Consider the following 19,507-nt stretch of genomic DNA (forward strand, 5'->3'; position numbering starts at 1 on the left):
GGGACACGGCGCTATGTCATGTGTCCCTTCCATTAATTAGAGGAGGGTCGCTGTGGAAAAATTAGTAAAGAACATCGAAAGAATTCAAATCGTCATAGGGCTTTTCTTTTTATCTGTATTCTTTCTAGTAATCTTATATCAAATTACCACAAGACACTTAGGTATATCCGTTATTTGGACTGAAGAGGTCGCCCGCTTTTCATTTGTATGGACAGTATTTATGGGTGCAGCAATCATGGTGAATAGAAGAGACCATTTCAGTTTTGATATATTACAAAACAAGCTTAAAGGTAAAAAGAAATTATTGCTAAACCTATTTAATGATACGTTATTGATCATTTTTAATATATTTGTCTTTTATTACGGTATTAGAATTGTGGAACAGTTTTGGAATTATAACTGGGTATCGATTCCAGAGTTGAAAATGGGTTATGTATGGATCTCCATTCCAATAATGGCTGGAACGATGATAATTTATACGTTATCGCACATGATTCAGCATATTAAGCAACTAAGAGAAGGGGAGGTGCAACAATAGTGGGATATTTATTGGTTATTGTGTTTTTAGTCTTATTGCTTATAGGATTACCAATTGCGTTTGTGATCGGTATTGTTGCCCTTCTTGGAATCTTTAGTATTGACTATATCCCTAATTTAAGTGTGCCGATGAGTATGATGAATGGGCTAAACTCATTTGTTTTACTCGCAGTTCCATTATTTATTTTAGCAGCTAATTTAATGAATCAAGGGAAAATATCAGAGAAACTTATTCAGTTTGCTCTGGCTATTGTCGGCTCGATAAGGGGTGGTTTAGCTCAAGCGAACGTATTAGTATCGATGATGTTTGCTGGTGTATCGGGTGCATCACAAGCTGATACAGCAGGTGTTGGAAAGATCTTAATCCCGAGCATGAAGAAAAATGGTTATGATACTGAGACAGCTGTTGGTGTAACAGCAGCCTCATCGACAGTAGGCGTTGTTATTCCACCGAGTATCCCTATGATTATTTTTGCTGGGTTATCGAATGCGTCAGTTGGGGCTTTGTTTCTAGCAGGTATTGTACCAGGTGTCCTAGTGGCTGTTACGATGATGATTTTTGTATATATCATTGCTAGAAAGAAAAACTTCGAAAGGTCTGAACGTGTAGAGTTTAAAACATTTTTAAAACTTTTATATGAGTCAGTGCCGGCATTATTAACACCAATTATTATTGTTGGTGGTATAGTAACAGGCTTTTTCACAGCAACTGAGGCAGCAGCTGTAGCCTCTTTATATACGTTTTTAATAAGTATGTATTTCTATAAAACATTGAAATTTAAAGATCTACCTAAAATACTTTTTGACACGTTAGCTTTAAGCTCACTTTCATTATTTGCACTCGCAGCAGCTAGTGCATTAGGTGAATTGATGAGTTATTATCAGTTAGGAATTCGCGCTCAAGACTTCTTTACTGATTACATTGATGCTAGATGGGTGTTTATTTTAATTACTATTGCCTTCTTCTTATTTATTGGAACGTTTATGGACGCAATACCGGCAATGATTTTATTTGTGCCTGTTGTTCTACCAACTGCTGCACAGTTTGGGGTTGACCCAGTTCATTTAGGTATTATTGTTGTTATGACATTAGCGGTAGGATTAGTAACGCCGCCGTATGGTTTATGCCTGTTGCTAGCATCTAAAATCGGTGAGTTACCAATTGAACGGTCATTCTTTGCGGTTATACCGTTCTTATTAATTATACTTGCTGTTCTGTTGTTTATTGCGTTTTTCCCAGGTGTTGCTATGTATATTCCAGAATTGTTAAACCCTGATCTCTTTTGACGTTAGAGGTGATATGTAATGGATGATAAAAAACAGCTTGTTGCCAAAGAAGCAATTAAATATGTAGAGAGCGGTATGACTTTAGGGTTAGGGTCTGGCTCTACAGTAGAATGGTTTTTGAAGTATTTGTCAGATGAAATGAAGTTGGGGCTTAACATTGTAGGAGTCCCAACTTCCAAAAAAACAGAACGACTTGCTAATCATTATGGTATACCATTAGTAGAATTGGCTAAAGAAACCACTATCGACCTAGCTGTTGATGGGGCAGATTTAGTTTTCTCTGATTTAAACCTACTTAAAGGTGGCGGTGGGTCATTAGTGAGGGAGAAGCTCATAGATTGGATCGCGGAAAAATTAGTCATAATAGTTGATGATTCTAAAATGGTTAACCAGTCGGGCCAGTTTGAAGTTCCAGTAGAAGTATTATCTTTTGGATGGGAGAAAACGAAAGAATTAATTGAAGCCCAAGGTTATACTTGTCAATTACGCGTAATAAATGATGAGACGTTTATTTCTGACAATGGTAATTTTATCTTAGATTGTAAAGTAGATAAGTTATATGATTTAAATAGGGCCCATATTTATTTAAAGCAGATTACAGGTGTAGTTGATACGGGCTTATTTGTTAACATGGTGGATTTAGTTATGATCGGTGATAAACATGGGGTTAGAGAAATGAATGGATCATGATTGTACTAGTTTAGGAGGCATAATATGAAAGACATCATAACACTTGGTGATGCAATGATTGCATTTAATCCAAGTCAAACGGGACCTATGAAATTTGTAAATTCATTTAGCAAAAATATAGGCGGAGCTGAACTTAACGTAGCGATTGGCTGTTCTAGACTAGGCTTAGAAACAGGATGGATTAGTAGGCTTGGGAATGATGAGTTTGGTAAGTATATCCGAAACTTTGCAAGAGGAGAAGGAATTGATGTTTCTGAGGTTGAGTTAGTAGACGGACACCCTACTTCACTTAATTTTAAAGAAATTATGGAGGATGGCTCTGTAAGGACATTTTACTATCGTGATAATTCTCCTACTTTAACAATGAAGCCTGAAGATTTAAACGAAGAATATTTCAAGCAGTCAAAAGTTCTTCATATTACTGGCATCTTTCCTGCGATTGATGAACAGAATCTATTAATTACGTATAAAGCAATTGAATTAGCGAAGAAGTATAATGTTAAAGTTGCACTAGATCCCAATATTCGTTTGAAGCTTTGGAGTAAAGAAAGAGCATGTGAAGTTCTGAAATCATTTCTACCTGATGTTGATATTTTACTGGCTGGTACTGAAGAAATGGAGATTGTATTAGGGGAAAGTGAGCCACAAGCGATTATTGAGGCGTGTCAGTATTATGAGATTGATTATATTATTTTGAAGCAAGGGGAAAATGGAGCAGTTGGCTTCCACCAAGGTGAGTATGTTGAAGCTCCTCCTGTTAAACCTACTAAAGTAGTCGATACTGTAGGAGCTGGTGATGGGTTTGATGCTGGATTTTTATATAGCCTTTTAAATGGTTGGAATCTAGAGAAATCATTAAATTTCGCCAATATGATCGGTTCAATGGTCGTAAGTGTTAAAGGAGATAATGAAGGTTTACCTTATTTGGAGGACGTTCAAATGAGCTTAGGTGAAATAGAAAGAATTGAAAGGTAGTGATCATGTGAAATTACAACTAGCACTTGATCGTTTAAGTTGGACTGAATGTTTTGATGTGTTGCATAAAACTGAGTCTGAGATCGATATTATTGAAGTCGGAACAGGTGTTATAAAAGAATATGGCATGTCTATTGTTAGAGAAATTAGGAAAACTTTTCCGAACCATCGTATTTTAGCTGATATGAAAACGTGTGATGCTGGTGGTCATGAAGCTAAACAAGCATTTGAAGCAGGGGCAGATATTGTGACGGTGATGGCTTTTTCATCCTCATTAACGATTCAAGATACGTTAACAGTTGCTCAAGACTATAGCGGACAGGTTATGGTGGATTTACTAGAAGTGGAAGAACGTGAGCAATTAAGAAAGTTAGTGAGCTTAAATGTAGAACTTGTGAGTCTACATGTCGGTAAAGACCAACAAAAAGAGGGAGTCTTTAATTCTAGTTTATTCAATTTAGTTGACGGTTTTCTATTTAAAGTAGCCGTAGCAGGTGGAATTAATGAGGAAACAATCGGTCAAGTTACAAAGGGAGAGCCAGATATCGTCATTGTTGGAGGCGCTATTACGAAAGCTTTAGAACCTTTAAAAGTTGCACAGAAGATACGTGAATATATATAAGCATGACACCACTTTTTTATAAGTGGTGTTTTATTGTACAGGAATTAAGTGTTAAAATATGGAATAGGAATATGGTATAGTCATTAACTGTTAAAATTCGGAAAAAGACATGACAAGGAGAGATTGATGTGATTGTCATAATCGGTTCTGGAATTCTAGGTGTGTCTGCGGCTTATCAATTAATCAAGCAAGGTGAAGAAGTGTTATTGGTTGATGCTGATTTTGAAGGGAAAGCGACCATTGCTGGAGCTGGGATCATTTGCCCTTGGATTAGCACAAAGAAGGACCCTGATTTCTATGAGTTAGCTAAAGCGAGTGCGACCTATTATCCTAGTTTAATAGAAGAACTTGGTCGTGATGGTGAAGGTGAAACCGGGTACGATCAGTGTGGTGCGTTAGCTTTAGGGCGTGATGATCAAGAGATTCAATTACTTTATGATGAGGCGGTTAATAAGCGTGAGAAGACGGCTTTTGTTGGTGAAGTTAAGAAGTTAACAAACAAGGAAGCTAAAGACCACTTCCCACCACTTCAAGAGGGTGTTTCGGCTGTTTATGTATCTGGTGGGGCTCGTGTGGATGGAAAGTTGTTGAATCAAGCGTTAGTTCAAGCATTTGTTAAAAGAGGAGGAAAGCTTTTAACTGAAAGAGTAGAACTGTTTCATGAAGGTGAAGAAGTAATCGTTCAAACGAGTGAAGGTAACATTCGAGCGGAGCAAGTGATTGTTGCAGCGGGTGCATGGTCTAAGCAATTGTTGGATAAACTGGATGTGTCGATTACCTTAGAGCCTCAGCGTGGTCAAATTGCTCATGTTCATGCTGGTGAGGATACTGCTAGCTGGCCTGTTGTATTACCCCAGTCGAGTCATTATATAGTAGCATTCGATGATTCCCGTGTGGTGTTTGGTGCGACGCGTGAGGCGGGTAGTGGCTTTGATTATCGCTTAACGGCAGGTGGTGTTGAGGAAGTTTTGCATGAAGGGTTGTCGGTTGCACCGGGGTTAAAGAGTGCAACATTAGGTGAGGTTCGAGTTGGTTTTCGACCTATGGGACCTGATGCGTTGCCTTTATTAGGTAAGGTAGAAGGTTTTCGTAATTTAATTGTAGCGACTGGGCTAGGTCCGTCTGGTTTGACGATTGGGCCCTACGCCGGTAAACTAGCAGCTAAATTGGCTATGCAACAAGAAGTGGAGCATGACTTAGCACCTTTTAACCCACTTCGAACTTAACAGAAGAGGTGATGGGATATGGGAAAAACACCAGTTATTATTGATTGTGACCCAGGAATTGATGATGTGATGATGCTTTTATTAGCACTGCGTCATGAATCGATAGATGTGAAATTAATTACAACGAGTGCAGGGAATCAAACGCAAGATAAAGTGGTCGATAATGCCTTGCGCTTTGTGAGTTACATAGGTGAAGAGGTGGAAATTGCAAGGGGGTTGGATAAGCCGATGTTACGTGATTTAGTGATTGCTGATCATATTCACGGCGAAACAGGCATTGGTGGAGTTGAACTGCCAGATCCTGACTTTGAAGTAAGTGACCGAACGGCGATTGAGGCGATGGTTTCAGTGTTAAATGAAGCGAGCGAACCGATTACAATTGTCGCTACAGGTCCTTTAACTAACGTTGGGGCACTCTTATTAGCGCATCCTGAAGTTAAGCCAAAGATTAAGCAAATTGTACTAATGGGTGGGGCAGCTCGTGGGGGTAATGTGACACCGAAAGCCGAGTTTAATATGTTTGTAGACCCTGAAGCGGCAGAGATTGTCATGCAGAGTGGCGTGCCTGTAGTGAAGTGTGGTTTAGATGTCACACACCAAGCTTATTTAGATCAGATGGACTTGCGGTTATTGAAAGTATCAGGCACTGAACTATCAGAGACTTTATATGAGATGTTAGCGTTTTATAAAGATGCTCAAGCTACTTCACCTTTTTTAGAACCTTATCACGCTGAGGTAGTTCGACTTCATGATTTATGTGCGATCGCATATGTGATAGACCCTTCGTTGTTTAAAGGGGACGATTATTTTGTGACAGTAGAGTCAAGCGGTGCTTATACGACTGGTGCAACTGTGGTTGACCACTTAAGAACATTAGGAGAAGAACCGAACGCTCATGTATTACATAGTGTGGACCGCAAACGATTTGTAGAACTGTTTTATTCGGTATTAGAAGAGTGAGAGGGAATTTTGGAGTGTTGTGAGATCGCCTGATTATTTGAGAATCAGGCGATATTTTTGATAATCGGGCGAATTTCACAATATTCAGGCGAAATTCTCCGTATTCAGGCGAACGCCTATTTAATTGGGCGTTCGCTCGATTTTAAGTATTCTATTATAAAATCGCTTTCATTTTTCCGTTGACATTTTAATAGAATGGTCATATACTTTTGGTTACAAGTAATTAGTAGGTGCTTGATTTTTTTTACGGTGTTACTAAAACGTTTTCGCAAGTTACTTTAATATATTTTTTTACACAATAAGAAAGCGGTTACATGTGTGGAGAAGGGGTATTTTATGATCCAGTATAATTTCGGACGGGGAGAATATAAGGATTGGGTTGTAGCTGAGGCGGATTTTTCGCCAAACCATTTGAAAAAGTTCGAAGCAATTATGGCGCTTGGGAATGGTTATATGGGGCTTCGTTCTGCGACAGAGGAGTCTTATTTCGGTGAAAAACGTAATCTGTTTGTTAACGGTACATTTAACCAAGCTGACCCGACAGAAGTAACGGAGCTTCCTAATTTAGCGGATGTGACACAAATTGACTTCTACGTCGATGGTGAGCGCTTTCATTTAGAGGTTGGGGAAGCAAATGATTATGTTAGAACGCTAAATTTAAAAACAGCTGAGTTGGTTCGCTCATTTACTTGGACCTCACCCCAAGGTAAATCGTTTAAGTTCGATTGTCGTCGTTTTGTTTCATTAGATGAACGCCATTTAATTGGTATGAAGGTTGATGTTGAGGCATTAAATGAAGCTGCTTTCATTGAAATTGAAAGTACGATTAATGGTCAAACAACGAACACAGGAGCTCAACATTTTCTAAATGGAATACCTCGTATTTATGGGGACGATCAACTCGAGTATACCCAAACAACTCGTCAGTCTAATGTTGATGTAGTGGTTGTTAGTCAACACCACTTATCTAAAGAGGCGGCTGTTGATAAGTTGATGGAAAGACGTAAAGTTGGTGTCAGTTATCAATTTGATATAGAGCCAGGTGAGACAGTCACCTTAGAGAAGTTGAATGTGATTTATACGAGTCGTGACCGAGAGTTTTTGCCTGGTGGAGCAAATCAAGAGACGATTAAGCAAAAAGCTCACCAAACATTACAACAAGTCTCACAACAAAGTTATGATCAATTACTAGCAAGTCATAGCCAAGCTTGGACTGAACAGATCTGGGGACGTTACAATTTTGAGATTAATAGTGAAGATCATTTCGATCAGCTTGCTGTTAGATTTTCAATTTATCATATGATGATTATGACGCCTGACCATGATTCTAGAATGGGGATTGGTGCAAAAGGTTTATCTGGAGAAGGGTATAAGGGCCACTCATTTTGGGATACGGAGATTTTCGTTCTACCATTCTTTATTTATTCAAATCCAAAGGTCGCTCGCTCTCTATTAACCTATCGTTATTACGGGTTAGAAAGTGCACGAGCTAAGGCTAAGGAGAATGGTTACGAAGGTGCGATGTATCCATGGGAGATGGCATTTCCAGATGATGGTGAAGTGACGCCGCTTTATGGAGATATTGATATTGTAACAGGTGAAAGAAGTAAAATATGGACAGGTTTGATTGAACAGCATATTACAGCAGATATAGCATTTTCTGTTAATCAATACTATGAGGTCACTCATGATGAGCAATTTCTAAATGATTACGGTTATGAAATGGTGTTTGAGAGTGCGAACTTTTGGGCGAGCCGTTATGAATGGAATGAAGCCAAAAATAGATACGAGATTCATAACGTTATAGGACCAGATGAGTATAAAGAACATGTTAATAACAATGCCCATACGAATTATTTAAGTTATTTTAATTTAAAGCTAGCGATTAAGTATTATGAGTATTTAAGTGAGCAAAGCGAAAACGTTTTCGACCAACTTGATCAAACGTTTAACTTGAAAGCTAATTACGAGGACTGGAAAGAGAAAGCGGAGCACATCTTCTTACCAGCACCTCGCGAAGAAGATGAGGTCATTCCACAAGATGATACGTATTTATCACTTAAAGAGATTGACTTAGATAAATATAAAAAGCAAACACAACCAAGAACGATTTATAAAGATTATAATCAACCGCAAATTAATAAGCTTCAGGTGACGAAGCAAGCGGATGTGTTAGTTTTACTTTATTTACTTGAACAGACCTTCTTAAAGGCTGATTTAGGTTTTAATGATTTATTAAAACGTGCGAATTTTGATTATTATGAACCGCGCACACTTCATGATTCGTCACTCAGTTTATCTACTCATGCGATTGTCGCGAGTGACTTTGAAATGATGGACATGGCTTATCATATGTTCCGTCGTGCTTCTGAGATTGACCTAGGTACTAACATGAAATCATCTAAAGAAGGGATTCATGCAGCGTCAATTGCAGGTATTTGGAGTATTGCTGTGTTTGGTTTTGCTGGTGTGAGGTTAACGCCAGGTGGTTTATCTATTAATCCGACTCTACCAAAACAATGGAATTCTATGACGTTTAATATTGATTGGCAAGGTGAGCAGTTAAGGTTTGAGATTGACCAAGACAACTGTAAGATTTCAAAAGATTCTATGACTGAACTGCCGATCACGATTCAAAATCAGGTGTTGAAGCTAAAAGACACTCTCACTGTTCCTTTAGCTTTTCAATATAATTAAATTTTTAGGGGGAGAATCACAATGAAATTTAATAAGCTATTTTTTGCTTTATTTGTTAGTGCATTACTCGTTTTAGCTGCTTGTGGTAGTGATAACGGAGATGCAGAAGATGCTGAGGGGGATACTGATGAAGGTGGCGAAGTAGAACAAATCTCAGTCTTCCAAAGTAAAGTGGAGATTTCTGAGCCATTAGAAGAATTAGCAGAAATGTATGAAGAGGAAACAGGTATTGAAGTTGATGTATGGGGTACAACAGGTGACGATTACTTGTCGCAATTACAAGTACGTTTAAACAGTAACCAAGGCCCATCAATCATGAGCGTACAAAATATTCAAGTTGCTGATCAGTTAGACTCATATCTATATGACTTAAGTGACATGGATGTAGCTGATGATATTGCGCCTGACATGGCTTTAGAGTTTGAAGATCGTTTAGTAGGTTTACCATACGGGATTGAAGGTTTCGGTTTAGTTTATAACAAAGATCTAGTTGACCCAGAAGATATTACGGATTACGATTCATTCGTTCAAACGCTACAAGATTTTGAAGAAGAAGGCATTAACGGATTAATGCTTTCTCAAGAAGCTTACTTTTTAATTGGCCACATTAGTAACTATCCGTTCTCTTTACAAGATGATTATATGGCGTTCATTGATGAGTTAAATGAAGGTGAAACAACGATGGCTGAGCATGATGAATTCCAAGAGTTTGGACAGTTTATGGAGGCTATTCGTGAGCACACAGTCAATCCACTTGATGTTAACTATGATCGTCAAGTAGGTGACTTCGTAAATGGAGAAACAGCAATGATTCACCAAGGTAACTGGGTAGCTTCTATGTTAGCTGATTATGAGTTAGATTTTGAAGTTGGTTTAATGCCGTTCCCATTAGATGGTAATGACCAGCAAATCGTTGGCGTTGGTGGTAACTGGGGTGTAAACGGTAATAAGGATCAAGCTGAAATTGATGCTGCAATTGATTTCTTAGAGTGGATACACAACAGTGATGTCGGTCATGAGTATATGGTTGATGAGTTCGCTCACGTTCCTGGATTCACGCACATTGATGCTGATGGTTTAGACCCGCTAGCTCAAGAAGTGCTAGATGCTTCTAACAGTGGTGACACAATTCCTTGGGCACACAACTACTATCCAGCTGACATTGTACCAAACGACTTAGCACCAGCAGCAGAAGAGTTCTTCTTAGATGATAGCATGACTGGTGAAGAATTTATCGAGCGTTTAGATGAAGTTTGGGAAGGTGCAGTAAGATAATAGGCTCAATGACAAGAAAATAACAGGGTCACCAATTGGTGTTCCCTGTTATTTTTTCCTTTCTTATATGGTTAAGGTGAGAAAAGAGGGATGAAAGTGAGTAAACATCACAATAAACTTTGGTATTTAGTGTTTGTTTTGCCGTTGTTTATTATATTTGCGACGGTTGTTTTGATTCCGTTTTTTATTGGAATCTTTTACTCATTCTTTGAATGGGATGGGTTTTCTGCTAATCCAATGGTTTATGTTGGGTTAGACAATTATATAGAATTAATTGATGATGGAAGGTTTTTAAATTCTGCTTGGTTAACGTTAGAGTTTACGATTTTAAGTCTAGTTCTTGTTAACGTACTAGGCTTAGGGTTCGCTTTAATTGTTACCTCAGCGTTAAAGTCGGCAAACTTTGCACGGACGATGTTTTTCATGCCAAACTTAATTGGTGGATTGATTTTAGGTTATATATGGCAGTTCATATTCTCAGATGGTTTTAGAGTGATCGGGGAGTTAACGGGATATGAAAATGTGTTTCGTAACTGGTTAACCGACACAGACCTTGCTATGTATGCTCTTGTCATCGTGTTCTCATGGCAAATGGCTGGTTATATGATGATTATTTACATTGCAGGGATTCAAAGTATTCCAGGTGAAGTGATGGAAGCAGCTGAAATTGATGGTGCCAATTACTTCCAACGCCTTAAGAATGTTGTCTTGCCACTATTAATGCCTGCATTAACCATAAGTTTATTCTTAACGTTATCGTTTAGTTTCAAAATTTATGACGTCAACCTTTCCTTGACAGCTGGAGGACCTGCTAATTCGACTGAGCTATTAGCGATGCATATTTATAATGAAATCTTTGGATATAACAACTATGGTTATGGTCAGGCGAAAGCGATTATCTTCTTTATCGTCATTGCGGCGATTACTCTGACTCAAGTTTATATGACGAAGAAGAGAGAGGTTGAAATGTAATGCGTCTCTTTAAGAAGTATTTTAAGGAAATTCTATTAGTAATTACAGCGTTAGTATTTTTATCACCTGTTTATATTATGATCGTTAACTCATTTAAGAGTCGTTCAGAGTTATATGAGAATGTTTTAGCGTTGCCAGAGACGCTCACATTTGAACATTATATTCGGGCGATGGATCGAATGAACTTCGGTTTAGCCTTCTTTAACTCATTAGTGATCACGATTATATCGGTGTTTATTATCGTTATTTTATCGTCAATGACTGCATGGATGTTGGCGCGTAAAGATAATACGTTAAGTCGTGTGATCTTTATGACGTTCATTGCCACGATGCTGATCCCGTTTCAAACGATTATGATGCCACTCATTCAATTTATGGATCAAATTATGAGTACGACGGGGCTTCCGATGTTAAATACGAGAAGTGGTTTAATTTTCATGCATGTTGGCTTTAACGCGAGTTTAGCTGTATTCTTATATCATGGGTTTGTGAAATCAATTCCGATTTCTTTAGAGGAATCAGCTGAAATTGATGGAGCTAGTAAATTTACTGTATTTTGGAGAATAATATTCCCGATTCTAAAACCGATTACTGTAACGGTTATTATTTTAAATGTGATTCAAATTTGGAACGACTATCTATTACCATCTTTAGTGTTAACCGATCAAAGCTTAAGGACGATTCCACTTGCAACGTTCTACTTCTTTGGTGAGTTTACGATTCAGTGGAACCAAGCTATGGCTGGTCTAGTATTAACGATTATTCCAGTTGTGATCTTCTATGCATTAGCACAAAAGCACATTATTAAAGGGATTGGCGAAGGTGCGGTGAAGTAGTCGTATAGGTTTTAGGAGGTGAAGCCATGAATGGATTCAGTCTATCAGGATGGATTGTCGCATTATCACGATGGGTTGCTAGGTTTGCATTAACGAATGTTAGTTGGTTTTTACTTAATATCCCAACGTGGTTTTTAGTTTATTCTTGGTATTTAAGTGACAACAAAATAGCAATAATCCATTATGTTCTGTTCATGGTTGTATTCATCTTGATCTTTTTCCCAACGACAAGAGCCATGTTTATGTCAATTCGTTATTGGATGTTAGAGCAAAATGAGAAAAATAAGCAAACACACTATTTTAGAACATTGTTCAAATATTATAAAAGCTATCTGAAAACAAACGTGCTATTTACCGTTATATGGCTGATTTGGCTGATCGATATTTATATTTTATCTGACGTATCTGAAGTGCTTTTTATTGTTTTTCTCGGGCTAGGTGTATTTATATTTGCGTTTCAAATGATTTTTTTCTGTATGGAAGCGCACCTTGACATGACGATGAAAGATCGGTTGAAGTATGCCGCTTTTACAACAGTTGGTAGCCCAGTTTTATCGATTTTTATTTTATTTGTAACAGGGATGATCGCCTACATTTCCTTGTTTCAATTCACAGCGTTGATTCCCTTTTTCTCAGGTGTAGCCATCGCGTATTTAGCCTTATTAATGTTTAATCATTGGACTGAGAGTGTCAAAAATAAAGCAGAGCAGAGGAAGTGAAGTGAATGGTTTCGATTAAAGATGTCGCAAAGAAAGCTGGCGTTTCTGTTGGCGTTGTATCGAAGGCGTTTAACAATTATCCAGATGTCGGTAAGGAGACTAGAAAGCGGATTATGGATATAGCACAAGAGCTAGATTATTCACCAAATCGAATTGCAAGGAATTTATCATCAAAGAAAAACTCAGCGATTAGCTTAATTTCCTCTGGCTTTGAAGAAAATGATCAAAAGGATAATAACTCATTTGAGCTGTTTAAAGGCATCTACTTTGGTAGTCAACAGCTTAATTTAGATTTCTCGATTTATTTTACGGATTCATTCAAGCAGCAAGAGCAGAGCTACGTTCAGTTCTGTCGTGAGCGTAATATTGGTGGGGCGATTTTACAAGGGATTAAGCTTGATGATCCCTTTTTTAAAGAAATGGTCGATACGAACGTTCCTTGCGTGTTAATCGACGTTGTAATGGATGAACCGCAGAGCTGTGTAGGAAGCGTGACGATTCAAAACCGTAAAGCAACAGAAGATTTGACGGCATATTTAATTGAACGTGGCCATCGTGATATTGCGATTATGGCAGGGACAAAAGAAGCCTATGTGAATGAAGAAAGGCTTAAAGGCGTACAAGATGCATTGTTGAAACATGGGTTAACGTTTGAAGATAAGATGCTATTTTATGCGGACTTTGATGATCAACAAGCATATGAAAAAGCGAAAACATATTTAAAGACACATCGACCAACAGCATTTGTCTGTTTAAGCGATTTGATGGCATACGGTGTCATGAAAGCAGCGCAAGAACTTGGGCTCTCAGTCCCGGAAGATGTGTCTGTTGTCGGGTTTGACAATTCGATGATTGCAGGGATGACAACCCCTACGATTACAACAATTGCCCAAGATTTTTTTGAAATGGGGCGCCAATCTGCTCTTTTATTAAACCGAATTGTTAACGGAGAGTCGAAAGAAAATGAAATCTATTTAAATTATGAACTACTAGAACGTGAGAGTGTACAAGATTTTACGAACAGCGATAGAAAGGAACATGAATCATGACAATGCCTCAAGCATTTATATTTGATTTAGATGGCGTCATTACCGATACAGCAGAATTACATTATCAAGCATGGAAGCGGTTAGCTGATTCTTTAGAAATTACGATTGATCGAGACTTTAATGAAAAGTTAAAAGGGATCGGACGTATGGAATCATTAGAGAAGATTTTAGCGCTTGCTCCTGATCAACAAAACCTGTCGCAGGAACTTAAAGATGCCCTTGCGACTAAGAAAAATGATCATTATGTGGACTTGTTAAAAATGATTAATGAAGAGGACATCTTACCAGGGATTAAAGCTTTATTAATGCGAATTCGTAAAGAAGGAATTCACGTTGGTTTAGCATCAGCGAGTAAAAATGCGAAGTACGTATTGAGTGAACTTGGCCTAATCGATCAGTTTGACTATATTGTTGATGCAGCACAAGTCTCTAAAGGTAAACCAGATCCTGAAACATTCACCCGTGCAGCTGATTATTTTGGTGTTGATTATAATCAGTGTATTGGGATTGAAGATGCGCCATCTGGAGTACTGGCAGTGAACGGTGCGGGAATGTTTTCAGTCGCTGTTGGCTCTGCTGAAGCATTGGGCCATGCGCATTACCGAGTTGATCAGACAAGTCAGCTTGATTTTGATACGATTATTGAAGCTTATAGTGTGGAGTGAGCGCTGATAAATATGTGTGAACGCTGATAAAGTGTCGCGAGCGCTGATAAACTTAGCATGAACGCTGATAAAAGTTGCTCGAACGCTGATAAATATGCGAAATACTTATCTTTTTTAAAAGAGTGGGAGTGTCGATTTTGACTTGGCAGTTATCGAATACAGCTTTGGATGAACAGCAATTATTAGTAAATGAGAGTCTTATGTTTTTAGGTAATGGTTATTTAGGGGTACGAGGAAATTTTGAAGAAGGTTATCGAGATGATTTTAAATCGATTCATGGGACATACATTAATGCTTTTCATGAGGAAACTGAAATCCAATATGGGGAAAAGTTGTTCGGTTTTCCTGATTTTCAGCAAAAATTAGCTAATGTGATTGATACACAAGAGATTGAAGTTTATTTAGATGGTGAGCGTTTTAGTTTATTTGAAGGTGAGATTATTAATTTTGACCGAACGCTTCATATGGACCAAGGTTATTCTGTCCGCGAAGTCCATTGGCGCTCACCAAAATCTCAAGAGGCGAAGTTAACGTTTACTCGTGTCGTATCATTTGTAACGAAGGAATTGTTTGCGATCAAAGTTGATGTTGAGCCAATTTCAAATGTAAGAGAAGTGAAGCTCATATCTAAAGTCAAGGGTGATGTGACGAATTACGTTGAAAAAGATGACCCACGTTTAGCTTCTAATCATGCGAAATTACTCTATGCAAATGAAGCAAAGTCAGAGGCGGGTTTAACCCAAGTTAAAGCTCGAACTGAACGTACTGATTTAGAAGTGGCCTGCGTGATGCGACATGAGCATGATGGCCAGCACTCAATTGAACATAATGGATATGAAATCATCGAGACGTTTACTTTTGATGGAGCCAGTAACGCATCACTAATCAAGTACAACGTTTACACAGACACACTTCGTCACGGTGATGATCTATTAGAAAAAGGAATTCAAATTCAGAGTAAACTTGTAGAATTTGAAACAATTCTCAAAGAACAAAAAGCTTACTTAGATGAATTCTGGCGCGTATCAGATATTGCAATTGCTGGGGATGACAGCTTGCAGCAGGGGATTCGTTTTAACCTTTATCATCTTCTACAATCAGTTGGTAAAGATTCTGTCAGTAATATTTCAGCTAAAGGATTATCTGGTGAGGGTTATGAAGGGCATTACTTCTGGGATACGGAAATTTATATTTTCCCAGTCTTTTTAATGACGAATCCTGAAATAGCTAAAGGATTACTGTTACACCGTTATTCAACATTAGATGCTGCGCGTTTACGGGCGAAAGAAATGGGTCACAAAAAAGGAGCGCTTTTCCCTTGGAGGACGATTACAGGTCCTGAAAGTTCAGCGTTCTTCCCAGCAGGTACAGCGCAATATCATATTAGTGCTGATATTGCTTATAGTTTTATTCAATATTATTTGGTTACTAAAGATGAACAGTTTAAGCAAGAATATTTAGCTGAAGTGTTAATTGAAACGGCACGACTGTGGGCTGATACAGGGTTCATGAAAAACGGTCAATTTTTAATTAATAACGTTACTGGCCCAGATGAGTATACGTGTATTGTCAACAACAATTACTATACGAATGCAATGGCAAAGTATAATATGGAGTGGGCTTATAAAATTTATCAAGATATGAGGGAAAGCGAACTCGTTCAGCAGTTAGGTGTAACAGAAGATGAGGCTTTATTTTGGAATGAAGCGGCTGAAAAAATGCTATTACCCTTTGATGATGAACTTGGTATAAATGAACAAGATGATACCTTTTTAAATAAACAAGTATGGGACTTTGAAAATACGTCTGATGAAGAGTATCCATTGTTATTAAATTACCACCCGTTAACGCTGTACCGTTATCAAGTGTGTAAGCAAGCAGATACTGTGTTAGCGCACTTCTTAGTTGAAGATCTGGCTGATGATGAGACGATTCGTAAATCATACGATTATTATGAGCACGTCACAACCCATGACTCATCTTTATCTTATTGCGTATTTAGTATTATGGCATCGAAGCTTGGTTATGATGAAAAGGCTTACCATTACTTCAATGAAACAGCGCGTTTAGATATTGATAATTTACACAAAAACACGAAAGACGGATTACACATGGCGAATATGGGGGGGACGTGGTTAGCGATGGTTTATGGTTTCGCTGGACTACGTGTTAAAGAAGAAGGTTTGAGTTTCCGCCCTAGACAAGTAAAAGCGTGGGATGATTTCTCCTTTAGCTTACGTTTTCGTGACCGGTTAATTAATATTCAATTAGTAGATGGACAGGTTGTTTATACCTTAGTTGAAGGTGATGATTTAGACGTTAGTCATTTTAATGAACAGGTTCAGCTTTCTGTTGGTTCCCCTGTTTCAAAAGTACTTTAAGAGAGGAGTGGCACCATGCAGCGACCGAATATTGTCTTTATTATTTCACATGATACGGGTCGTTATTTAGGCTCGTATGGTCGAAATGTTGAAACGCCGGAAATAGATGAATTAGCTTCTGAAGGTATTCAGTTTAATAATTACTTTTGCTCACAGCCACAATGTAGTCCGAGCCGCGGGAGTATTCTGACGGGTCGTTACGGACATAATCACGGCATGATGGGCCTTGCGCATATGGGTCATTCTATTTATGAGGAGTTAGAGACGATCCCATCTGAGCTTAATAAAATTGGCTATCGGACATCGTTAATTGGCCTTTATCACGAGACGGTCAAAGATGAATTCGACCCTTATAAGTTAGGTTATCAACATTATCAAGAAGTGCCAGGGAACTGGGCGGCTGATGTGACGGATCATTTTGTTGAATTTTTAAAGGAAGAAAAAGCACGCGAAGATGACTCGCCATTTTATATTTCACTGGGTTTTGAAGAAACACATCGCCCGTTTGATGATTATGAACCAGTTGATTTAGATGAAGTCGTTGTACCAGATTATTTACCAGATACAGAAGAAGTAAGAAGGGATTTTGCGCAATTTTACCGTTCTGGAATGGATATGGATGATGCTGTCGGTCGCATTAAGCGAACGATCAAAGAGTATGGATTCGATGAGAATACGATCATCATTTTCACAACAGATCACGGTATTGCATTCCCGCGTGCAAAAGGTACTTTATACGATTCTGGACTTGAGACAGCATTTTTAATGAAGTTTCCTCAAGGGATGTATGAACAAGGCTATCAATCAGATGCACTGTTATGTAATGTCGATTTAATGCCGACAGTCTTTGATCTAGCCAATTGTCAAGTACCAGAAGGGATTGATGGAGTAAGCTTCTTGCCGCTCATTGAAGGGGAGACTGGGAAAACGCGTGATTATTTCTTTGCTGAGATGACTTGGCATGATAAATATCACCCAATGCGAGGTGTTCGCACTGAAAAGTATAAGTACATTCGTAATTTCGAAGACGGTCCGAAAGTGTACATGCCTTATGACTTGCATATCAGTTTAACAGGCGAAGCGGTTCGAGATGATTATTATGTGCCGAATGAAAAAGAAGAGCTTTATGACTTAGAACAAGACCCAGCAGAGCTTCATAATATTGCAAAAGATGTAGCTTACGCTGATGTGTTAGCCGATATGCGCCGAAAAGTAGACAAGTGGATGGAAGAAAGTGCTGACCCGTTACTTAAAGGACGTGTTCCTGGTTATGAAGCAGAAGAGTGGCAAGGTGTTACAGATGATTATGATGGTCGGAAAAAATAAATGATAGAGTGGAGGTGAGGATTGCTTGCCTCTGCTTTATTTAATTTAGCAAGTTTCGAGTGATTAAACGCCTAAGCGAGGTATTCATATGACAGAAAAAAAGACATGCTGTAGTGCAAATCGAAAACAAGTTAATCTGGAGCGTTTAGTACAGAAGGAAAATAGACCTTTTAACCAAACGAGACAGACCGAATTGAACAAAGAGATGGTCTTGATTAAAGGTGGCGCATTTTTAATGGGTTCAGTAGATGAAGACGTCAACCCGCATGATGGCGAGGGGCCCGTTCGTGAGGTGAAAGTTGATTCCTTTTACATGGACCGGACAGTTGTGACGAATCATGATTTTAAGGCATTTGTTGAAGAAACAGGATATGTCACGGAAGCGGAGCAGTATGGCTGGTCGTTTGTTTTTCATAAATTGATTAAAGGCAAAAATGTTCCGTATGTAAAACAGCGTGTACCAGAAACACCATGGTGGCTAGTGGTTGAAGGGGCCTATTGGTTTCAACCAGAAGGACCACACTCTAATATTGATGATCGAATGGACCATCCGGTTGTACACGTATCGTGGAATGATGCTTTGGCCTATTGTTCGTGGGCTGAGAAACGCTTGCCGACTGAAGCGGAATGGGAGTACGCTGCTCGTGGAGGTTTAGTCCAAAAGCGTTATCCTTGGGGAGATGCCTTAACACCTGGTGGAGAGCATATGTGTAACATTTGGCAAGGTGAATTTCCGGTTCAAAATTTTATGGATGATGGTTATTTAGCGACTGCACCTGTATATTCATATCCGAAAAACAATTACGGTTTAGACCAAATGGCCGGTAACGTTTGGGAATGGTGTCAAGATTGGTTTTCACAAGATGAAAGCGAGCGAGGTGGCCGCAGTAATCCTTTAGGTCCTGAAACAGGAGGGTCGAAAGTAATGAAAGGCGGGTCTTACTTATGCCACGACTCCTATTGTAATCGATATCGAGTAGCAGCACGCACCTCAAATACAACAGACAGCTCATCAGGAAATATCGGTTTCAGGTGTGTGAAGGAAGTGTAGCTTGGATATGGAGAGGGGAAATCGACTGATTAATTGATAATTGAGCGAAAATCGATGTAAAAGAGCGGAATTTATGATATATGAGCGAGTCACATGATATATAGGCGTTCGCCTGATTATTTGAGAATCAGGCGATATTTTTGATAATCGGGCGAAATTCACAATATTCAGGATGACGTACAATAGTCTGTGTAAGTCCAAATATGTATAAAAAAAGAAAGTAAGGTACACCCTCTAGT

Annotated in this window: 17 protein-coding genes; all 17 read left to right on the forward strand. The window is 38.6% G+C overall.

Annotation, left to right across the window (positions count from 1 at the left end):
- The first annotated feature begins 52 nt into the window (after positions 1–52).
- The 17 genes from ABDZ63_RS13740 (at position 53) to ABDZ63_RS13820 (ending at position 19,268) form a co-directional block, all read left to right on the forward strand.
- Positions 53–538, forward strand: a complete 486-nt coding sequence (locus tag ABDZ63_RS13740) for a TRAP transporter small permease (RefSeq protein ID WP_343784415.1) — start codon at positions 53–55, stop codon at positions 536–538.
- Entirely contained in the window at positions 538–1,824 is a 1,287-nt protein-coding gene (locus ABDZ63_RS13745; protein ID WP_343784417.1) for a TRAP transporter large permease, read from the forward strand. Before ABDZ63_RS13740 ends, ABDZ63_RS13745 begins: the two co-directional genes overlap by 1 nt.
- An 18-nt stretch (positions 1,825–1,842) precedes the next feature.
- Positions 1,843–2,514 (forward strand): ribose 5-phosphate isomerase A, encoded by a 672-nt coding sequence (rpiA, locus tag ABDZ63_RS13750; protein WP_343784419.1) that lies wholly within the window; start codon positions 1,843–1,845, stop codon positions 2,512–2,514.
- Positions 2,515–2,538: 24 nt separating this feature from the next.
- Positions 2,539–3,489, forward strand: coding sequence for a sugar kinase (locus tag ABDZ63_RS13755; protein WP_343784421.1), 951 nt, complete (start codon positions 2,539–2,541; stop codon positions 3,487–3,489).
- 7 nt (positions 3,490–3,496) lie between these two features.
- On the forward strand, positions 3,497–4,111 hold the full coding sequence (gene hxlA, locus ABDZ63_RS13760) for a 3-hexulose-6-phosphate synthase (RefSeq protein WP_343784423.1): 615 nt from the start codon (positions 3,497–3,499) through the stop codon (positions 4,109–4,111).
- A gap of 128 nt (positions 4,112–4,239) precedes the next feature.
- Complete coding sequence (locus ABDZ63_RS13765; protein ID WP_343784425.1) at positions 4,240–5,337, forward strand: NAD(P)/FAD-dependent oxidoreductase; 1,098 nt, start codon at positions 4,240–4,242, stop codon at positions 5,335–5,337.
- 18 nt (positions 5,338–5,355) lie between these two features.
- Positions 5,356–6,297 carry a nucleoside hydrolase gene (locus tag ABDZ63_RS13770; RefSeq protein WP_343784427.1) on the forward strand — a complete coding sequence of 314 codons (942 nt, stop codon included), beginning with the start codon at positions 5,356–5,358 and terminating at the stop codon, positions 6,295–6,297.
- Between the two features lie 336 nt (positions 6,298–6,633).
- Positions 6,634–8,994 (forward strand): glycoside hydrolase family 65 protein, encoded by a 2,361-nt coding sequence (locus ABDZ63_RS13775; protein WP_343784429.1) that lies wholly within the window; start codon positions 6,634–6,636, stop codon positions 8,992–8,994.
- Between the two features lie 21 nt (positions 8,995–9,015).
- Positions 9,016–10,269, forward strand: a complete 1,254-nt coding sequence (locus tag ABDZ63_RS13780; protein ID WP_343784431.1) for an ABC transporter substrate-binding protein — start codon at positions 9,016–9,018, stop codon at positions 10,267–10,269.
- Positions 10,270–10,365: 96 nt separating this feature from the next.
- Positions 10,366–11,241 (forward strand): carbohydrate ABC transporter permease, encoded by an 876-nt coding sequence (locus tag ABDZ63_RS13785; RefSeq protein WP_343784434.1) that lies wholly within the window; start codon positions 10,366–10,368, stop codon positions 11,239–11,241.
- Complete coding sequence (locus ABDZ63_RS13790) at positions 11,241–12,077, forward strand: carbohydrate ABC transporter permease (protein ID WP_343784436.1); 837 nt, start codon at positions 11,241–11,243, stop codon at positions 12,075–12,077. Before ABDZ63_RS13785 ends, ABDZ63_RS13790 begins: the two co-directional genes overlap by 1 nt.
- 26 nt (positions 12,078–12,103) lie before the next feature.
- Positions 12,104–12,796: a YesL family protein gene (locus tag ABDZ63_RS13795; RefSeq protein WP_343784439.1), complete on the forward strand. Its 693-nt coding sequence runs from the start codon at positions 12,104–12,106 to the stop codon at positions 12,794–12,796.
- A 5-nt stretch (positions 12,797–12,801) separates the two neighbouring features.
- Positions 12,802–13,845, forward strand: coding sequence for a LacI family DNA-binding transcriptional regulator (locus ABDZ63_RS13800; RefSeq protein WP_343784441.1), 1,044 nt, complete (start codon positions 12,802–12,804; stop codon positions 13,843–13,845).
- The gene (pgmB, locus tag ABDZ63_RS13805) at positions 13,842–14,510 is read left to right on the forward strand and encodes a beta-phosphoglucomutase (protein ID WP_343784443.1); all 669 of its coding nucleotides are present in this window, start codon (positions 13,842–13,844) and stop codon (positions 14,508–14,510) included. The genes ABDZ63_RS13800 and pgmB overlap by 4 nt, the downstream gene beginning before the upstream one ends.
- A 137-nt stretch (positions 14,511–14,647) precedes the next feature.
- Positions 14,648–16,891: a glycoside hydrolase family 65 protein gene (locus ABDZ63_RS13810; protein WP_343784444.1), complete on the forward strand. Its 2,244-nt coding sequence runs from the start codon at positions 14,648–14,650 to the stop codon at positions 16,889–16,891.
- A gap of 15 nt (positions 16,892–16,906) precedes the next feature.
- Complete coding sequence (locus ABDZ63_RS13815; protein WP_343784446.1) at positions 16,907–18,217, forward strand: sulfatase family protein; 1,311 nt, start codon at positions 16,907–16,909, stop codon at positions 18,215–18,217.
- Between the two features lie 88 nt (positions 18,218–18,305).
- Positions 18,306–19,268, forward strand: coding sequence for a formylglycine-generating enzyme family protein (locus ABDZ63_RS13820; RefSeq protein WP_343784448.1), 963 nt, complete (start codon positions 18,306–18,308; stop codon positions 19,266–19,268).
- The last annotated feature ends 239 nt before the right edge of the window (positions 19,269–19,507 follow it).

It is taken from the genome of Alkalibacillus silvisoli (assembly GCF_039521975.1).
Taxonomy (GTDB): Bacteria; Bacillota; Bacilli; order Bacillales; family Alkalibacillaceae; genus Alkalibacillus; species Alkalibacillus silvisoli.